Here is a 17,353-nt window from a genome sequence, read left to right as displayed (position 1 = left end):
CTCGGGGGAGTCCGTCAAAGCCTGCGCTAGGCGAAACAATTGAAACAAACCGCGACCCGGGACGAAATACAAGCGGGCCGGATCTGGGGCATGATGCGCTGATGCTCCATCACACGCGACCCGCCGGCGATTTGCCGGCGGCTGGGCTCGCCGCGCTCCAGGCGGAAGCGCTGGCGAATCTCGCCGGCCCCTTCGCGCTGTTCACCGAGGATGGAGCCCTGGCCTTCGCCAATGCGGCGCTCTGGCGGCTGCTGCCGCGCCCGCAGCAGGATCCGGAGCTGGAGGAGTTGCTGGCCGGAATCGGCCGGGCGGCGGCGGCGCTCAATCCCGGCCTGGCGGCGGCGACCGACCCCGCGAGCTGGCTGCCCGAGGCCGGGTCCGCCGAGCGCAGCCTGGACTGGCTGACGCAGGAGGGCGCCTGGTTCCGCATCCATCTGCGCCGCCTGGCCCATGGCTGGGTGCTGAGCGCCGCCGAGGTCACCGACTTCAAGCGGCAGGAGGCCGAGCTTTCCGCCGCGCAGAACCTGCTGCAGACCGTTTTCGACCACATGACCGATGGCGTGGTGATGTGGGATGCCGAGATGCGCCTGCAGTTCTGGAACCGGGAAACGCTGCGCGTCGGCGAATTCCCCGCGCATATGGCGGTCAAGGGCGCCGATGTGCTGGAGGTGATGCGCTACCAGGACCGCCGCGGCGAATTCGGCCCGCCGCCGCGCGACGAGGCGGAGCTGGAGGCCCGCGTCGCCCAACGCGCCGCCCTGCTGAGCCGCCCGGGCGGCGTCTCCTATGTCCGGCAGACGCCGGGCGGCATGTGGCTGGAGGTGAAGACCGTGCCGGTGGCCGGCGGCGGCGCGGTGCTGATGTATCGCGATGTCACCAGCCTGAAGCAGCGGGAGCAGGAACTGGCCGCGGCGCGGGCCATGTACCAGCTGATCCTGGACAGCATGACGGACGGCGTCGTGCTGATCGACAAGGACCTGACCTTCCGCCTGGGCAATGCGGCGGCGATGCGCATGTTCGACCTGCCGCCGGAGCTCGGCACGCCCGGCGCCTCCGCCGTCGCCGCCATGCGCCACCGGTTGCGGCGCGGCGATTTCGGCCCGGTGCCGCAGGATCCAGCGGAATTCGAGGCCCTGGTGCAGGACCGCCTGGCTTTGGCCCATGAGCCGGGCGGCCCGCCGCAGCTGGTGCGCGGCGCCCGCGGGGAGTGGATCGAGGCCTCCTCCGTCCCCACGCCGGATGGCGGCGCGCTGGTGATCTATCGCGACATCTCCGCCCTGAAGGCGCGGGAGGAGGAGCTGCAATCGGCCCGCGCCACGCATGAGCTGGTGCTGGAGGCGATGAATGATGGGCTGGTGCTCTGGGGCCCCGACCTGCATGTGCGGCTGCTGAACCGCCAGCTGGCGGGCTTCTACGACATCCCGGAGGCACTGACCCAGCCCGGCACCGATGGCCGGGAAATCCTGCGGATGATGCAGCGCCGTGGCGACTACGGCCCGCCGCCGGCGGATGAGGCGGCGCGGGAAGCCGCCATCGCGCAGCGCGTGCACGCCATCCTGAACCCGACCGGGGAGCCCGACCTGCGCCCCTCCCCCTTCGGCATCTGGCTGGAGGTCACGCGCCAGAAGCTGGCGGATGGCAGCGTGCTGTCCACCTATCGCAACGTCTCCCGCCTGCAGGCGCGGGAGGTGGAGCTGCGCCAGGCGCGCGACCTGGCGCGCGCCGCCCAGGCGGCGCTGTCCGCGACCATCGAGAATATCAGCCAGGGCCTGGTGATGTTCTCCCCCGACCGCCGGGTGCAGGTGATCAATCGCCGCGCCGTGGAACTGCTGCGCCTGCCGGCGGAGCTGGCCGAGGAAGGCACGCCGCTGGAACGCATTGCCGCCTGGCAGCTCGACCACGGCGAATTCGCGGACACCCTGGCCGGGGCGGAGGAAGCCGACCCCCTGCCCGCCGGGCGCTACGAGCTGCAGCGGGCCGATGGATCGGTGCTGGAGGTGGAGCAGGTCCGCCTGCCGGATGGCCGCATCGTCCGCACCCTGACCGATGCGACGGAACGCAAGCGCCAGGAAGCGGCGCTGGCCGCCGCGCGGGACGAGGCGCGAGCCACTGGCGCGGCGCTGGGCGCCACGATCGAGCATATGAGCCAGGGCCTGGTCATGGTGGGCCCCGATCGCCGGGTGCGCGTGATGAACCGCCGCGCCGCGGAGATCCTGGCCCTGCCGCCCCACCTGGCGCAGCCCGGCGTGCCCTTTGCCGAGCTGGTCGGCTTCCAGCTGGCGCGCGGCGACTATGACGGCTCCGAACACCGGCTGGAGGAGGCGCGCCGCGCCATGGCCGGGGAGGCGCTGGCGGAGGAGCGCTACGAGCGCGCCCGCCGCGACGGCACCGTGGTGGAGGTGCATGCCCGGACCATGGAGGATGGCGGCGCCGTCCGCACCTACATGGACATCACCGAGCGCAAGCGAGTGGAACAGGCGCTCGCCGCCGCCCGAGATGCGGCGGAGGGGGCGAACCGCGCCAAATCCGCCTTCCTGGCCGCGATGAGCCATGAGATCCGCACGCCGATGAACGGCGTGCTGGGCATGATCGAGGTGCTGGAACGCACGCCCCCCGGCCCGGCGCAGGATCGCTGCGTCGCCGTCATCCGCGAAAGCGCCGGGTCGCTGTTGCGCATCATCGACGACCTGCTCGACTTCTCGAAGATCGAGGCGGGGCGGATGGAGCTGGAATCCCTGCCCTTCTCGTTGCGCGGCCTGGTGGAAGGCGCGGTCGATACGCTGACGGTGGAGGCCAAGCGCCGCGGGTTGCTGCTGTTCGCCGATCCGATGGGCGCGGTGACGCCGCAATCGCCGGACCTGGTCGCCGGCGATCCGGTGCGGGTGCGGCAGATCCTGTTCAACCTGGTGGGCAATGCCATCAAGTTCACCGATGTCGGCTTCGTGCGCCTGCGCGCCTCCGCCAACCGCGTCGACGACGCTGTCATCGTCTCCCTGATGGTGGAGGACAGCGGCGTCGGCATGACGCCGGAGCAGCTGGAGAAGCTGTTCCAGCCCTTTGCCCAGGCGGATACCTCCACAACCCGGCGTTTCGGCGGCACGGGGCTCGGCCTGTCCATCGTGCGGCGGCTGGCGCGGCTGATGGGCGGCGATGTCTCGGTGGAAAGCACGGCGGGGCGCGGCAGCCGGTTCTCCGTCACGCTGCGGCTCGGCCTGGTGGCGCCGGCCGATGCGGCGCTGGCGGTGGAGCCGGCCGTGGCGCTGCCCGCCGCCACCACGCATGGGGAGGCGCCGCGGCTGCTGGTGGTGGACGACCATCCGGTGAACCGGGAAGTGCTCGCCCGGCAGCTGGAGCTGCTCGGCTGCCAGGCGGATATGGCGGAGGATGGCGCGCAGGGCCTGGCGCGCTGGAAGGCGGGCCGGCACCGGCTGGTGCTGGTCGACCTGCATATGCCGGTGATGGATGGGCTCGACATGTCCCGCGCCATCCGGCGTGAGGAAGCCGCGACCCCCGGCGGGCCGCGCACGGCGCTGATCGCGGTGACGGCCAATGCCCTGAAGGGCGAGGATGAGCGCTGCTACGCCGCCGGCATGGATGGCTTCCTGGCCAAGCCGCTGGCGCTCGACCTGCTGTCCCGGACGCTCGCGCGCTTCCTGCCCAGCCAGCTGCCCGCCGGCACGGCGCCCGGCGCGGCGCCGGCCGAGATCGCCCCGCTCTTCGACCCCGAGGCGCTGCGCAGCCTGTTCGGCGCGGATCCCAAGCGCCTGGCCGGGCTTCTGACCAGTTTCCGGGATGGGGTGAAGCGCGATGTGGACGCGATCGGCTCGGCGCAGGCGGCGCAGGACCTGCCGGGCATGGCCGCGGCCGCGCATCGGCTGAAGGGCGCCGCCCGCATGGCCGGTGCGCGGCCGCTGGCGGATCTGCTGGGGGTGCTGGAACTGGCTGCGCGGGAGGGCAAGGCCGCGGCGGCGGCCGATGCGGCGGCGGATCTACCGGCGCTGGCGGAGCGAACGCTGGCGGCGGTGCAGGCGGCGGGCTGAGCGCGCCTTCAGGCGCGCGCCCACCAACCGACTCCGCAGCTGCGAATCATTCGCAACCGCAGTCAGTCGCAATCGCAGCCAGGCGCTTCGGTCTGCATGCCCTGGACGACGTGATGGTCGATCCATTCGGAGACCAGGCGCCGCGCCTCCGTCACCGAGGATTCGGGGTGATGGATGCGATAGAGCGTGGTGCAGGCGGTGAAGGCGGCCAAGTCGGCGGTGCCGCCATCGCGCAGCTCGCGATAGGCAGTGACGACGGCCCTCTCGCAGCGCCGGGCGATATGGCTGAATTCGCGACCCATGGGCACTCCCGTCTTCCCGCGCGGCGGGGATGCGAAGAAGTTGAGAATGGTTCTCAACTGGTACCCGAGTTATACGACGGTCTTGCCGCCCGGTTCAAGTGACGGGGTGCATCATTCGGGCCGGGCGGATTCGATGAGGCGGCCGCAGGGCCGCCCGGCGGGGCGTTCAGCCCCGCGCCACGGCCTCCGCCAGCGCCTTGCCGACATCCACCGTGCCGGCATTGCCGCCCATGTCGCGGGTGCGCGGCCCGCCCTCGGCCAGCAGGGTCTCGATCGCCTTCACGATGCAGTCGGCGGCGGCCTTCTCGCCCAGATGCTCCAGCATCATGGCGCCGGACCAGATCTGGCCGATCGGGTTGCAGATCCACTTGCCGGCGATGTCGGGCGCGCTGCCATGCACCGGCTCGAACATGCTCGGGAATTTCTTCTCCGGGTTGATATTCGCGGAAGGGGCGATGCCGATGGAGCCTGCGACAGCCGGGCCGAGGTCGGACAGGATATCGCCGAACAGGTTCGAGCCGACCACCACGTCGAACCAGTCCGGGTGCTGCACGAAATGGGCACACAGGATGTCGATGTGGAACTGGTCCGTGGTCACGCCCGGGTAGTTCTTCGCCATCTCGGCGAATCGCTCGTCCCAATAGGGCATGGTGAAGGTGATGCCGTTCGACTTGGTGGCGCTGGTCAGCTTCCGGCGCGGCCGGGTCATCGCCAGCTCGAAGGCGTATTTCATCACGCGGTCGACGCCCACGCGGGTGAAGACGCTGTCCTGCGTGACGAATTCGCGGTCCGTGCCGGGGAACATTCGGCCGCCGGTGGAGGAGTATTCGCCCTCGGTATTCTCGCGGACCACGTAGAAATCGATGTCCTCGGGGCCGCGATTGGCGAGCGGCGTGCGGCCGCCGGGCATCAGTTTGCAGGGGCGCAGCGAGATGTACTGGTCGAAGCCGCGCCGGATCGGGATCAGCAGGCCCCAGAGCGAGACATGGTCAGGCACGCCGGGCCAGCCGACGGCGCCGAGGAAGACGCTGTCCGATTGCGCCAGCTGGTCCAGCCCGTCATCCGGCATCATCTTGCCGGTCTGGGCATAGGTCTCGCAGGACCAGTCGTAATGCTTCAGCTCCAGGTCGAAGCCGAAGCGGCGGGCGGCGGCATCCAGCACGCGCAGGCCCTCCGGCACCGTCTCCTTGCCGATGCCGTCGCCGGGCAGCACGGCGAGCTTGTAGGTCTTGCGGGACATGGGCGGGCCTCCGGGCGTTTCGCGGCGAAACTGCCGCCGCGAGCGGCGCGCGACAAGCCCGGCTCAGGCGAAGCGACGGCGCAGGGCGGTGAGCGCCGCCACCGCCAGCCCGGCCGCCAGCACCCCCTGCGCGGGCCGCAGCCCGGCGCCAGGATCGAGATTGGCGGCCAGGATGCGTGCGGCGGGCAGGTTGGTGGTGGCGGCATACCAGCCCCATTCCAGCCCCGCCGCGCCCAGGGCCGCCAACACCGCCAGCCCGGCCAGCGCCCCGCCATGCGCCCGCGCCCAGCCCGGCAGCAGTCGCCAGCCCATCAGCCACAGGAAGATGCCGGCCAGCACCACCGCCGAATCGGCGCGCGACTTGGCCTGCAGGAAGGCGTGGAAGATGCCGAGGCCCGCCAGCACATAGACGCCCTTGTGCAGCCGCTTCCAGCGCCGGCCGAGCCGCCTCTGCCAGCCATCGGTGGAGGTCCAGCCCAGCACGCTCAACCCCAGCAGCACCGCGAAGCCCAGCGTCAGGTAGAAGCGCAGCACGATCTCGCTGGCGACATCCGCCAGGTTCCAGGCCATGTGGCCGGTGTAGAGCAACAGGTGCAGCAGGGCGTAGCCGAGCGCCACCAGCCCCAGCATCCGCCGCAGCGTCACCACCTTCGGCCAATCGGCCAGGTAGCGCAGCGGCGTCACCGCCAGGCTGACCAGCAGCAGGCGCATCGCATGGGTCCCGGCCTCCCGCGTCGCGGCCTTCCAGGGCTCGGCACCCATCTCGCCGGCGGCGAGCAGGGCCAGCAGGACCAGGCCGGGTGACAGGGCGGCGGCCAGCACGCAGGCGCGCAGCCAGGAGAATCGGCCGGCACGGTCGCGCCAGGGCCAGGCGATGGGGCCAGGGAGGGTGGTGCTGCTCATGGAGGGTACTTCGCGGGCAGGGGGCATACGGTTCCGTCTCACAGCCAGCCGCGCGCGCGGATTTCAGCCGCCACCCGCCCCACCTCGTCCAGCGGCGCCCGGGCGAAGGGCGCCGGCGCCTCGGTGAGCGGCCGGGCCTGGCCGGCGGCGTAGAGGCTTTCATGCAGCGCCAGGTGGCGCCGCCCCTCCCCGCCCAGGGGCGCGACGAAAAGGGGCGCCGCGGTCATCAGCGCCTCGGAGAGCATGGAGACGCTGTCGCCGCTGACCACCACCGCATCGGCCCAGGCCAGGAAGCCGAGATACGGGTTCGTGGCCGTATCCCCCCAGCGATGCAGCCGGTGCGGCACGGGGGACAGCGCCTGGGCCAGAGCCTCGGTCGCCTCGGCGCCGGTGCGGCGGCTGGCGCTGGCCAGCACGCTGCCCGCGAAACCCGCCACCTGCGCGCCCAACGCTGCGGCCAAGCCGGGGGCCAGCCCCTGCCCCCGCACCGGCCCGCCCAGCAGCAGCGCGACGCGCGGCGCCGGCAGGGCGGACAGCGCCGCCCATTCCGCCCGGGCGGCGGCCAGCTTCTCGGCCGTCACCCGATGCGCGGCGCCGAGGATGGGCAGCACATCGGGTGCCTCGCCCGGCGCATCGTGGCGGCCGATCACGGACAGGTCGAAGCGGCCGAAGGCGCGCATGCAGTGCACGGTGCGGGCGCCCCGCGCGCCGAGCCAGCGCGCCACCGGGCCGGCCCGCCGTCCGGCCGAGACCACCAGCCGCGGCCAGGGGGCTGCGAACGGTGCCCGCGCCGCCGGCGTCAGCCCCATCAGGGTCGGAAAGGGCCAGGGCAGCCGGCCCCCCATGCCCCATTCCAGGGGGATCACCCGGTGCGGCCCCAGACGCTCCGCGATGCCCAGCGCCTGCGCCGCCGTGCCGGCGCGCGGATCCGCCAGCGCCCAGACCTCAGCCGTCATGGACGCAGCGGCCTTCGGCGGCTACCAACGGGCCATCGCCCGCGCAGAGGATATTGAAACAATGGCCATCCCGCACGCCTCCGACTGGGACCGCGACGCCGCCCTGACCACCGCGCGGATCCTGCTGGAGATCAAGGCGGTGAATTTCCGGCCGGAGGAGCCCTATACCTTCACCTCGGGCTGGAAGAGCCCGGTCTATATCGATTGCCGCAAGATCATCTCCTTCCCGCGCGCCCGCAACCGCATCTGCGACCTGGCGGTGGAGAAGATCGGCCGGCATATCGGCTACGAGTCCATCGATGTGGTGGTCGGCGGCGAGACCGCCGGCATTCCCTTCGGCGCCTGGATCGCCGACCGCATGATGGCGCCGATGGCCTATGTGCGGAAGAAGCCCAAGGGGTTCGGCCGCAATGCGCAGATCGAGGGCGAGGTGCCCGTCGGCCAGCGCACCCTGCTGGTGGAGGACCTGACCACCGACGGTGCCTCCAAGATCCGCTTCGCCAATGCCCTGCGGGAGGCCGGCACCACCTGTGACCATACCTTCGTCGTCTTCTACTACGGCGTCTTCCCCGGCAGCTTCGAGCAGATGAAGGCCATGGGGCTGAACCTTCACCACCTCTGCACCTGGTGGGATGTGCTGGAAGTCTGCCGCGAACGCCCCTACTTCTCGGAGGCCGCGCTGAAGGAAGTCCGCAAGTTCCTGGAGGATCCGGTGAGCTGGTCCGGCGCGCATGGCGGCATCGCCTCGCTGGCGGAGGCGAAGCCGAAGGACGGCAGCGAGTAGAAGGGAGGTAGGCGGATGGTGCGGATCAGCGTCGATTTGCCGGAGGAGGTGGCGGCGGCGCTTCAAGCCGCCGCCACGGCACGCCAATCGACGCCCGAGATGCTGGCCGCCGCGGCCATCCGCGACCGCGTCGCCGACCAGGCCGCCCTCGAGGCCGCGCTGGCGCAGGCTGAGGCCGAAAGCGAAGCTGGCCTCGGCGTTCCGCATGACGAGGTGATGCGGGAGATGCAGGCTTGGGCCGATGACATACGGGCCCGCCACGCCAGCCGGTGAAGCTGGTCTGGATGCCGGTGGCCCTGCGCCATCTGCGCGAGGCACGTGACTACATCGCGCAGGACAATCCCGCGGCGGCCGATGCGCTGGTCGCCGGCTTGATGCAGAGGGCGGAACTGCTGACCCGCTTTCCCCTGGCCGGACGTATTCATGGCGGCACGCGCCGCATCATGGCGTTGCCGCCGACGCCCTATAGCCTGATCTACCGTGTCCATCCTGACCGGATCGCTATTCACGCCGTATGGCATGGAGCCCGCCAATGGCCGCCCGCTGGCTGACCCTCGCCCTCCTCCTCGCCGCCGGCCCCGCCTTGGCGCAGCCGGCGCGCGAGACGCTGACCATCGGCATCACCCAATACCCCGCGACCTTCCACCCGAACATCGAATCGATGGCGGCGAAGTCCTATATCGCCGGCTTCACCCGCCGGCCGCTCACCGCCCGCGATGCGGATTGGGAGCTGACCTGCCTCGGCTGCGTCACCGTGCCGACGCTGGAGAATGGCCTGGCCGTGCGGGAGCAAACGCCGGATGGCAAGGCCGGCATCCGCGTGACCTGGGAGCTGCGCGAGGGCTGGGCCTGGGGCGACGGCACGCCGGTGACCGCGGAGGACCTGCTGTTTGCCTGGCAGGCCGGCCGCGACTTCTCCACCGGCTTCGGCGGCAGCGAATTCTATCGCCGGGCCTATGAAGCCATCGTCGAATCCGCGCGCCGCATCACGCTGCGCTTCGACCAGATCACCTTCGAATATGGCGCCTCCGGCGATTGGGTCCCGCTGCCCAGCCATATCGAGCGCGCCCGCTGGGAGGCCGAGCCGCGGACCTACCGCACCCGCAGCGCCTATGAGACGGAGCCCACCAACCCCGGCCTGTGGAGCGGCCCCTACCGGGTCACCGCCGCCACACCCGGCGCGGGCGTGACGCTGGAGCGCAATGCGCATTGGTCCGGCCCCGCCCCCGCCTTCCGCCGCATCGCCATCCGCACCATCGAGAATACCGCGGCGCTGGAGGCCCAGCTGCTGGCCGGCCAGCTCGACATGGTGGCGGGCGAGCTCGGCCTGCCGCTGGAGCAGGTGACGGCGCTGGAGCGTCGCGCCCGCGGCCGCTTCCGCTTCGAATACAAGCCGGGCCTGATCTACGAGCATCTCGACCTGATGCTGGACAACCCGATCCTGGCCGACCGGCGCGTGCGCCAGGCGCTGGTCCTCGCCACCGACCGGGCGCAGATCGTCGCGCGCCTCTATGAAAACCGGCAGCCCGTGGCGCATACCGGGGTGAACCCGCTGGACGGCATGCATGACGACGCCGTGCGGCAATGGCCCTTCGACCCCGCCCGCGCGGCGGCCCTGCTCGCCGAGGCCGGCTGGACCCCAGGCCCGGATGGCATCCGCCGCAATGCCGCCGGCGACCGCCTGACGCTGGAGCTGATGACCACCGCCGGCAACCGGTCCCGCGAGCAGGTGCAGCAGGTGATCCAGGGCATGTGGCGCCAGGCCGGGATCGAGACGCGCATCCGCAACGAGCCGCCACGCGTCTTCTTCGGCGAGACGGTCAGCCGCCGCCGCTTCACCGGCGCGGCCCTGTTTGCCTGGATCAGCAGCCCCGAGAACGTGCCCCGCACCACGCTGCATTCCAGCGAAATCCCGACCGCCGAACGCAACTGGTCCGGCCAGAACTACACCGGCTTCCGCAATGCGGAGATGGACGCGCTGCTCGAAGCCCTGCCGATCGAGCTGGACCGCGAGCGCCGCCGCGCGCTGTGGCACCGGCTGCAGGCCATCTATGCCGAGGAACTGCCCGCGATCCCGCTCTGGTTCCGCTCCGATGCACATGTCTGGCCGACCTGGCTGGAGGGCGTGCGGCCGACCGGGCATCTCACCCCCTCCTCCAACTGGGTGGAGCAGTGGCGGGTGGCGCGCTGATGCTTGACCATGTCTCGATCGCCATCGGCGACCTGGCGCGTGCCGCGCCGTTCTACGATGCGGTGATGCCGCTGCTCGACATGCCCTGCGTCTGGCGGGAGGTAGCGGCCATCGGCTACGGGTCGCGCGACGCCGCCGGCTACCTGACCATCCGCGCGGGGGCAGCGCCGGCCGGCCCTGGCTGCCACTGGGCCTTTCGGGCGCCGGACCGCGCGGCGGTGCGCGCTTTCCATACGGCCGGCTTGGCGGCGGGTGGGCAGGATGACGGGGCGCCGGGGCTGCGGCCGCACTACCACGCGGACTACTACGCCGCTTTCCTGCGCGACCCCGCCGGCAACCGCATCGAGGCCGTCTGCCACCGGCCGGAGGCATGATCCGCCTGCTGGCCGGCCGCGCCGTGCAGATCGCGGTCACGCTGGCGCTGCTGTCGCTGGCGATGTTCCTGCTGATCGGCCTGATGCCGGGCGACCCCATCGACCTGGCACTCGCCGGCGACCCGCGGCTGACGGCGGAGGATGCGGCGCGGCTGCGGGCGCTGCATGGGCTCGATCAGCCGCTGCTGACCCGCTACCTCGCCTGGGCCGCGGCGCTGCTGCGCGGCGAATTCGGCTATTCGCGGCTGTTCGCCCAGCCGGTGGCGCAGATCATCGGGCCGGCGCTGCTCTCGACCCTTGTGCTCCTGGGCGCGGCCATCGCGGTTTCCGCGGTGCTGGGCCTTTCGCTCGGCGCGCTGGCGGCGATGCGGCCGCGCTTAGCGCCCCTGGCGGATGCCATCGCCATCCTCGGCCAGTCGGCGCCGAGCTTCTGGCTCGGCATCCTCCTGATCATCGTCTTCGCGGTCACGCTCGGCTGGCTGCCCGCCGGCGGCTCGGCCGAGGCCGGCGGGTGGGAGGCGCTGCGCTTCCTGCTGCTGCCGGTGGCGACGCTGGCCATGGCGAATCTCGCCGCCTATGCGCGGCACAGCGCGGCGGAGCTGACGAACGTGCTGCGCGCGCCCTGGATCACCGCCGCCCGCGCCCGGGGCGTCGGCGAGATGCGCCTGCTGCTGCGCCATGCCGCGCCGAATGCGGCGGTGCCGGTGCTGCAGGTGGCGGCGCTGGATGCCGGCAGCCTGGTGGGCGGCGCGCTGATCACGGAGACCCTGTTTGCCCGGCCGGGCATGGGCAAGCTGATCTATGACGCGGTGATGGGCAACGACACCAACCTGGCGTTGGTGGCGCTGCTGCTGGTGGCGCTGGTGACCATGCTGGCGACGCTGGCGGCGGATCTCGGGCAAAGGGCGCTGGACCCGCGGCTGGCATGAGGGGCATGACTGGTCTCCCTCTCCCCCCTTGCAGGGGGGAGGGAGAAGCCATGAGGCTCCGCCTGGGCCTTCTGCTACTCGGCCTGCTGGCCGCCGCCGGGCTGTCGGCGCCGCTGGCCGCCGGCTGGCTCGGCCTCGATCCCTTCGCGCCGGATCTGTTCAACCGCTTCGCCCCCGCCTCTGCCCAGAATCCCCTCGGCACCGACGATCTCGGGCGCGACGTGCTGCTGCGGCTGATGCAGGGCGCGCGGGTCTCGCTGGCCGTGGGGGTGGCGACGGCTCTGGCGGCGACGCTGCTCGGCACCGCCATCGGCTTGCTGGCGGCCTGGCGCGGCGGGGTGGTGGATGCGGTGCTGATGCGACTGGCGGATGGGCTGCTCGCCCTGCCCGCGCTGCCGGTGCTGGTGGTGCTGGCCGCCGCCGATACCGGGCGCATCGGCCTGCCGCGCGGCGAGCCCGCCTCCGACATTTTTCGGATCGTCGCCATCCTCTCTGTCTTCGGCTGGGTGGGCGTGGCGCGGCTGGCGCGTGCCGCGGCGCTGTCCGTGCTGGCGCGGGACTATGTGCGGGCGGCGCGCGCTTTGGGTGCCGGGGAAGCCCGCGTGCTCGCCCGCCATGTGCTGCCGAACATCGCCGGACCCATCGCCATCGCCGCGGCGCTGACGGTGGCCGGCGCCATCCTGGCGGAAAGCACGCTGAGCTTCCTCGGCCTCGGCATCGCCCCGCCCGCGGCAAGCTGGGGCAATATGCTGGCCAATGCGCAGGACCTGGTCTTCAGCGCGCCCTGGGTCGCGGTCTGGCCGGGGCTCGCCATCCTGATGGCCGTCGCCGGCTGCACCCTGGTCGCGGATGGGCTGCGGAGATAGGCTTTTCCCAAATCGGGGGAAAAAGTCCATGTCCATCGGTGCGGATCGCATCCTGACCACGCATACCGGCAGCCTGCCCCGCCCCCGCGCCCTGACCCGCCTGCACGCCCGCCGCGCCCGGGGCGAGGCCGTGGATGCCGCGGAACTGGCGGCCGCGGCGCAGGCGGCTGTGGCCGCCATCGTCCCAAAACAGATCGCCGCTGGCATCGACATCCCGAACAATGGCGAGCAGGGCCGCGAATCCTTCGTGCTCTATCTGCGCGACCGCCTGACCGGGTTGGGCGGCGAAAGCCGGCGAGGAGGCTGGCAGGACATCGACGCCTATCCGGAATTCAAGGCCGACCTCCAGGCCGCCAATGCCGGCAAGGAAACCGCCAGCATGACGGCCAACCTGCCCGCCGCGGTGGGCGAGGTGACCTATGTGGGCGAGGCCGCGATGGCTGCCGAATGCGCCGAATTTTCCAACGCCCTGGCGCCCGCGAAGGGCCAGTACCGGGAGGCGTTTCTCGCCGCCCCTTCCCCCGGCATCGTCGCCGCCGTGGTGCAGAACCAGCACTACGAGTCCGAGGAAGCCTATCTCGCCGCGCTGGCCACGGCGCTGGGTCGCGAATACCGCGCCATCCTGGATGCCGGCTTCATCCTGCAGCTGGATTGCCCGGACCTGGCGCTGGAGCGCCACGCCTCCTACCAGGACCGCCCCCTCTCCGACTTCATCGGCTTCTGCGAGCGCGTCATCACCGCCATCAATCGCGCCATCGAGGGTCTGCCGCGCCACCGCATCCGCCTGCATGTCTGCTGGGGCAATTACGAGGGCCCGCATGATGCCGATGTGCCGCTGGCCTATATCCTGCCCACCATCCTCCACGCCAAGGTGGGCGGCTTCGTGCTGCCCTTCGCCAATCCGCGCCACGCGCATGAACACCGGCTGTTCCGCAAGCACCCGCTGGCCGAGGACCAGATCCTGGTCGCCGGCGTTATCGACACCCTGACCAATTTCGTCGAGCACCCGGAGGTGGTGGCGGAGCGGCTGGAACGCATCGCGGAAAGCCTCGGCGACCCGAAGCGCCTGCTGGCCGGCACCGATTGCGGCTTCGACACCGCAGCGGGCCGCGGCCGCGTCTCCGCCGACGTCGTCTGGGCCAAGCTGCGCAGCATGGCGGATGGCGCGCGGCTGGCGAGCGAGAGGCTGCGCCCCTGATGTGCTGGCTCTGCACCATGCGGCGCCCGAAACCGCGCCCGAAACCCCAACCAGAACCAGGGCCGCAAACGGCCCAGCCTGCCAAGGAGAGAAACGCCATGTTCCGCCGAATCCTGCTGGGTGCCGCCGCCGCGCTGCTGGCCGCGGCCCCTGCGCTCGCCCAACCCGCCGCCTGGCCGGGCAATCGACAGGTGCGCATCCTCATCACCTATCCGCCCGGCGGCACCAGCGACTTCGTCGCCCGCCTGCTGGCGCAGCGGCTGGGGGAGCAGACCGGCGGCCAATTCGTGGTGGACAACCGCTCCGGCGGCGGCGGCATCGTCGGCTGGACCAATGTCGTGCGCTCGGCCAATGACGGCACGACGCTGCTGCTGACCGACAATTCGCTGGCCACGGCGCCGCCGCTCTACCCGAACCTCGGCTTCGATGTGCGCACCGACTTCACGCCGATCTCGCTGATGGTGGACTACCCGACCGTCTTCGTGGTGCCCGGCAATGCGCCGGCCCGCACGCTGCGCGACTATATCGAGGCGGCGCGGGGCCAGGCGGCGGATGCGAATTTCTACGGCTCCATGGGCTCCGGCTCCTCGCCGCATCTCTATACGGAATACCTGCAGGACATCACGAATATCCGGCTGACGCATGTGCCCTATCGCGGCATGGGGCCGGCCTTCCTGGACCTGATGGCTGGGCGCGTCGGCCTGCTGATCGCGGCGCCGCCCACCGTGCTGGGCGCGGTGCGGGATGGGCGGGCGCGGGCGATCGCCATCGGCACCACCGGCGGGCGCATCCCCGCTTTGCCGGATGTGCCGACGGCGAAGGAGCTCGGCTACGACTTCACCTATTCCTTCTGGTACGGCCTCCTCGGCCCGCGCGGGATGGACGCGGCGCTGGTCGCGCAGATCCGCGCCGAGGTGAACAAGGTGCTGGAGAACCCCGAGGTGCGGGACCGCTTCGTGCAGCAGGGCGCGACGCCGGTCGCCGGCGATGGCGCGGCGCTGGCCGCGGTGATGGAAAGCGACCTGGCGCGGTGGAGCGAGGTGGTGCGGGCGAAAGGGATCACGGTGCAGTAGGGGCGCGCCGCCGGAGGCCCCCAGCCAACCCTCCCCCGCAAGCGCGGGGGAGGGCTTTGGCGGTCAGGGGGCGCAGGCGCCGGCCGGCGGGGCGTGCACCGTCACGGGCGGCAGTTCCCCCTCCCAGGCCTCGATCTGCACCAGGCAGGATTGCGCGGCCGACCCCTGGCCGAGCCGGGACGTGCCGATGTCCTGCGTCAGCACGTTCGGATTGCCATGGACGCAGGCGCTGTCCGTGGCGCCCGGGCGCTCCGGATTCCACCAGGCGCCGGTCGCCATCGCCACCACGCCGGGGCGGATATCCGGCGTCACCACCAGCCCCGCCGCGACCGCGCCGCGATCGTTGAAGACGCGTACCACCTGGCCATCCGCCAGGCCCCGCGCCGCGGCATCGGCGGGGTTCATGCGCAGCTTCTCCCGCCCCTGGATCTTGTCCGCCGCCGCCACCCGCCCGCTGTCGAGCTGCCCGTGCAACCGGGTGGAGGGCTGGAAGGACAGCATGTGCAGCGGGAATTTTTGGGCCATGGCGCTGCCGAGATACTCGGTCGGCTCATGCCAGACCGGGTGGCCCGGCGTTTCGGCATATCCGAAGCTGGCGATGGTCTCGGAGAAGATCTCCACCTTGCCGCTGGGGGTATCCAGCGGGTTGGCCTCCGGGTCCGCGGCGAAATCGGCGAACTGGACATAGTCCTGCTCGGGAGGCGGGATCTCGACATGGCCGGTGGCCCAGAACTCGTCGAAATCCGGTACCAGCACGCCGTGCTTGGCGCAGGCCTGGCGCCAGCGGCCGTACATGTGCTGCAGCCAGGCGCTTTCGTCGCGCTGCTCGGTGAAGGCGGCGCGGAAGCCGGCCGCATCGGCCAGGTCGGCCATGATGTCCACGTCATTCCGCGCCAGGCCCACGGGCGCGATGGCCTGGTGCATCGCCGTGACGAAGCGGTCGCGGGAGGAGCTGCCGATGTCGTTGCGCTCCAGCGTCGTGGTCGCCGGCAGCACGATATCCGCGTGGCGCGCGACGGAGGTCCACCAGGGCTCCGCCACCACCACCGTATCCGCCCGGTTCCAGCCGCGCAGCAGCCGGCCGAGGTCCTGGTGGTGGTGGAAGGGATTGCCGCCGGCCCACCAGATCATCCGGATATCCGGCAGCAGCAGGTCGCGGCCGTTGTACTGCAGGATCTCGCCCGGCCGCTCCAGCAGTTCGGTGACGCGGGAGACGGGGATATAGGCGCCGCAGGGGTTGCGGACCGAGGGACCCGAGACGCTGGGCAGGTCGACCCGCGGCGTGCCCATGCCGTTGATGCTGCCATAGCCGAAGGCGATCCCCTGCCCCGGCTTGCCGATGCCGCCCAGCATGGCGGCGAAGGCGACCAGCGCCCACCAGGGCTGCTCGCCATGTTCGGCGCGCTGGATGGACCAGGTGGCGGTGCACATGGTGGGCGCGCCTGCGGCTTCCAGCGCCAGTCGGCGGATGGTCTCCACCGGCACCTCGGTGATCGCCGCCGCCCATTCGGGGGTCTTGGGCGTGCCGTCCGTGGCGCCCAGCACATAGTCCCGGAAGCGGTCGAAGCCGACGGTGCAGCGATCCAGGAAGCCGCTGTCCTGCAACCCCCGCTCCAGCAGCACATGTGCCATGCCGAAGATCAGCGCGGCATCGGTGTTGGGCCGGATCGGCACCCATTCGGCGTTGAGGAAATCCTCCGTGTCGCCGCGGAAGGGGGAGATGTTCACGAAGCGCACCCCGGCCTCGGCCGCCTGGCGCATCAGCGGCAGGTATTCATGCGCGCCGCCGCCGCCGGCCGTCACCAGCCCGTTCTTCCGCGGCAGCCCGCCGAGGCAGAGCATCAGCTTCGTGTTGCGGGCGATGCTGCCCCAATCCGTGACGCGGCCCTGGATCACCTCGTTGGTGCCCAGGATATGCGGCATCAGCGTCATGCCGGCGCCGTAGGAATAGTTGGTCACCTGGCTGGTGAAGCCGCCGCCGAGGCCGAGGTAGCGGTGCAGCTGCGTCCGCGCATGGTGGTAGCGCCCGGCCGAGGACCAGCCATAGGACCCGCCGAGGATGCTCGGCGCGCCATGTTCCTGGCGGATGCGCGCGGTTTCCTCCGCCACCCGGCGGATCGCCTCGTCCCAGCCGACGGGGATGAAATGGTCGCCGCCGCGGGTCGCGCCGCGCCTTTCGCCGCGCAGCCAGCCCGCGCGGATATAGGGCCGGTCGATCCGCGCCGCCCCATGCACGGCACCCGGCATGGAGGCGAGCAGCGTGCCCGGGAAGGGGTCCCGCGCGAAGGGCCGCGCCTCGACCAGGCGGCCATCCTGCACCACCGCCTGGAAGGCGCCCCAATGGGAGGAATGCGGCTTGATCTCGGTCATGTGCGGGGGTCCCTCATGCCGCCCAATCTGCCGCCCGCCGGGGCCTCCCGCAACCATCATCCCTGGGCACCAACCCCGAGCGCGCTTCCCCGGCTTACAGGCGCTGGAAAAGGGTCTAGGCTTCCCG

15 protein-coding genes are annotated in these 17,353 nt (G+C 71.5%); 10 read left to right on the top strand and 5 right to left on the bottom strand.

Annotation, left to right across the window (positions count from 1 at the left end):
* Window positions 1–101 precede the first annotated feature (101 nt).
* Window positions 102–4,040 (top strand): PAS-domain containing protein, encoded by a 3,939-nt coding sequence (locus J3S20_RS08545; protein ID WP_216836025.1) that lies wholly within the window; start codon window positions 102–104, stop codon window positions 4,038–4,040.
* Between the two features lie 62 nt (window positions 4,041–4,102).
* On the opposite strand, the gene J3S20_RS08540 is transcribed toward J3S20_RS08545, so the two are convergent.
* The 4 genes from J3S20_RS08540 to J3S20_RS08525 all read right to left on the bottom strand — a co-directional run bounded on the left by J3S20_RS08540 (window position 4,103) and on the right by J3S20_RS08525 (window position 7,441).
* Window positions 4,103–4,342: a hypothetical protein gene (locus J3S20_RS08540; protein ID WP_216836024.1), complete on the bottom strand. Its 240-nt coding sequence runs from the start codon at window positions 4,340–4,342 to the stop codon at window positions 4,103–4,105.
* 166 nt (window positions 4,343–4,508) lie between these two features.
* A complete protein-coding gene (locus J3S20_RS08535) occupies window positions 4,509–5,582 on the bottom strand; it encodes a tartrate dehydrogenase (RefSeq protein WP_216836023.1) in 1,074 nt (357 codons plus the stop codon).
* A gap of 63 nt (window positions 5,583–5,645) precedes the next feature.
* Complete coding sequence (locus J3S20_RS08530) at window positions 5,646–6,485, bottom strand: protein-methionine-sulfoxide reductase heme-binding subunit MsrQ (protein WP_216836022.1); 840 nt, start codon at window positions 6,483–6,485, stop codon at window positions 5,646–5,648.
* A 38-nt stretch (window positions 6,486–6,523) separates the two neighbouring features.
* Window positions 6,524–7,441 carry a mitochondrial fission ELM1 family protein gene (locus J3S20_RS08525; protein ID WP_216836021.1) on the bottom strand — a complete coding sequence of 306 codons (918 nt, stop codon included), beginning with the start codon at window positions 7,439–7,441 and terminating at the stop codon, window positions 6,524–6,526.
* A 61-nt stretch (window positions 7,442–7,502) separates the two neighbouring features.
* Here J3S20_RS08525 and J3S20_RS08520 point away from each other — a divergent pair, with 61 nt between their 5' ends.
* The 9 genes from J3S20_RS08520 (at window position 7,503) to J3S20_RS08480 (ending at window position 14,856) form a co-directional block, all read left to right on the top strand.
* Complete coding sequence (locus tag J3S20_RS08520; protein WP_216836020.1) at window positions 7,503–8,225, top strand: orotate phosphoribosyltransferase; 723 nt, start codon at window positions 7,503–7,505, stop codon at window positions 8,223–8,225.
* A gap of 15 nt (window positions 8,226–8,240) precedes the next feature.
* Window positions 8,241–8,498 (top strand): hypothetical protein, encoded by a 258-nt coding sequence (locus J3S20_RS08515; RefSeq protein WP_216836019.1) that lies wholly within the window; start codon window positions 8,241–8,243, stop codon window positions 8,496–8,498.
* Window positions 8,499–8,509: 11 nt separating this feature from the next.
* Window positions 8,510–8,776 (top strand): type II toxin-antitoxin system RelE/ParE family toxin, encoded by a 267-nt coding sequence (locus J3S20_RS08510; RefSeq protein ID WP_216836018.1) that lies wholly within the window; start codon window positions 8,510–8,512, stop codon window positions 8,774–8,776.
* Complete coding sequence (locus J3S20_RS08505) at window positions 8,758–10,416, top strand: peptide ABC transporter substrate-binding protein (RefSeq protein WP_246602508.1); 1,659 nt, start codon at window positions 8,758–8,760, stop codon at window positions 10,414–10,416. The genes J3S20_RS08510 and J3S20_RS08505 overlap by 19 nt, the downstream gene beginning before the upstream one ends.
* Window positions 10,416–10,790: a VOC family protein gene (locus tag J3S20_RS08500; RefSeq protein WP_216836016.1), complete on the top strand. Its 375-nt coding sequence runs from the start codon at window positions 10,416–10,418 to the stop codon at window positions 10,788–10,790. Before J3S20_RS08505 ends, J3S20_RS08500 begins: the two co-directional genes overlap by 1 nt.
* Window positions 10,787–11,719 (top strand): ABC transporter permease, encoded by a 933-nt coding sequence (locus tag J3S20_RS08495; RefSeq protein WP_216836015.1) that lies wholly within the window; start codon window positions 10,787–10,789, stop codon window positions 11,717–11,719. Before J3S20_RS08500 ends, J3S20_RS08495 begins: the two co-directional genes overlap by 4 nt.
* 50 nt (window positions 11,720–11,769) lie before the next feature.
* The gene (locus tag J3S20_RS08490) at window positions 11,770–12,585 is read left to right on the top strand and encodes an ABC transporter permease (protein ID WP_216836014.1); all 816 of its coding nucleotides are present in this window, start codon (window positions 11,770–11,772) and stop codon (window positions 12,583–12,585) included.
* A 28-nt stretch (window positions 12,586–12,613) separates the two neighbouring features.
* A complete protein-coding gene (locus tag J3S20_RS08485; protein ID WP_216836013.1) occupies window positions 12,614–13,783 on the top strand; it encodes a uroporphyrinogen decarboxylase/cobalamine-independent methonine synthase family protein in 1,170 nt (389 codons plus the stop codon).
* A 98-nt stretch (window positions 13,784–13,881) separates the two neighbouring features.
* Window positions 13,882–14,856 (top strand): Bug family tripartite tricarboxylate transporter substrate binding protein, encoded by a 975-nt coding sequence (locus J3S20_RS08480; RefSeq protein ID WP_216836012.1) that lies wholly within the window; start codon window positions 13,882–13,884, stop codon window positions 14,854–14,856.
* 63 nt (window positions 14,857–14,919) lie between these two features.
* On the opposite strand, the gene J3S20_RS08475 is transcribed toward J3S20_RS08480, so the two are convergent.
* Window positions 14,920–17,226 carry a molybdopterin-dependent oxidoreductase gene (locus J3S20_RS08475; RefSeq protein ID WP_216836011.1) on the bottom strand — a complete coding sequence of 769 codons (2,307 nt, stop codon included), beginning with the start codon at window positions 17,224–17,226 and terminating at the stop codon, window positions 14,920–14,922.
* Window positions 17,227–17,353: the final 127 nt, after the last annotated feature.

The sequence above is a fragment of the Falsiroseomonas tokyonensis genome, from assembly GCF_019024325.1.
GTDB classification, from domain to species: domain Bacteria; phylum Pseudomonadota; class Alphaproteobacteria; order Acetobacterales; family Acetobacteraceae; genus Falsiroseomonas; species Falsiroseomonas tokyonensis.
The sequence above is the reverse complement of the archived record's forward strand: the minus strand, read 5'-3'. Positions and strand labels throughout refer to the sequence as shown.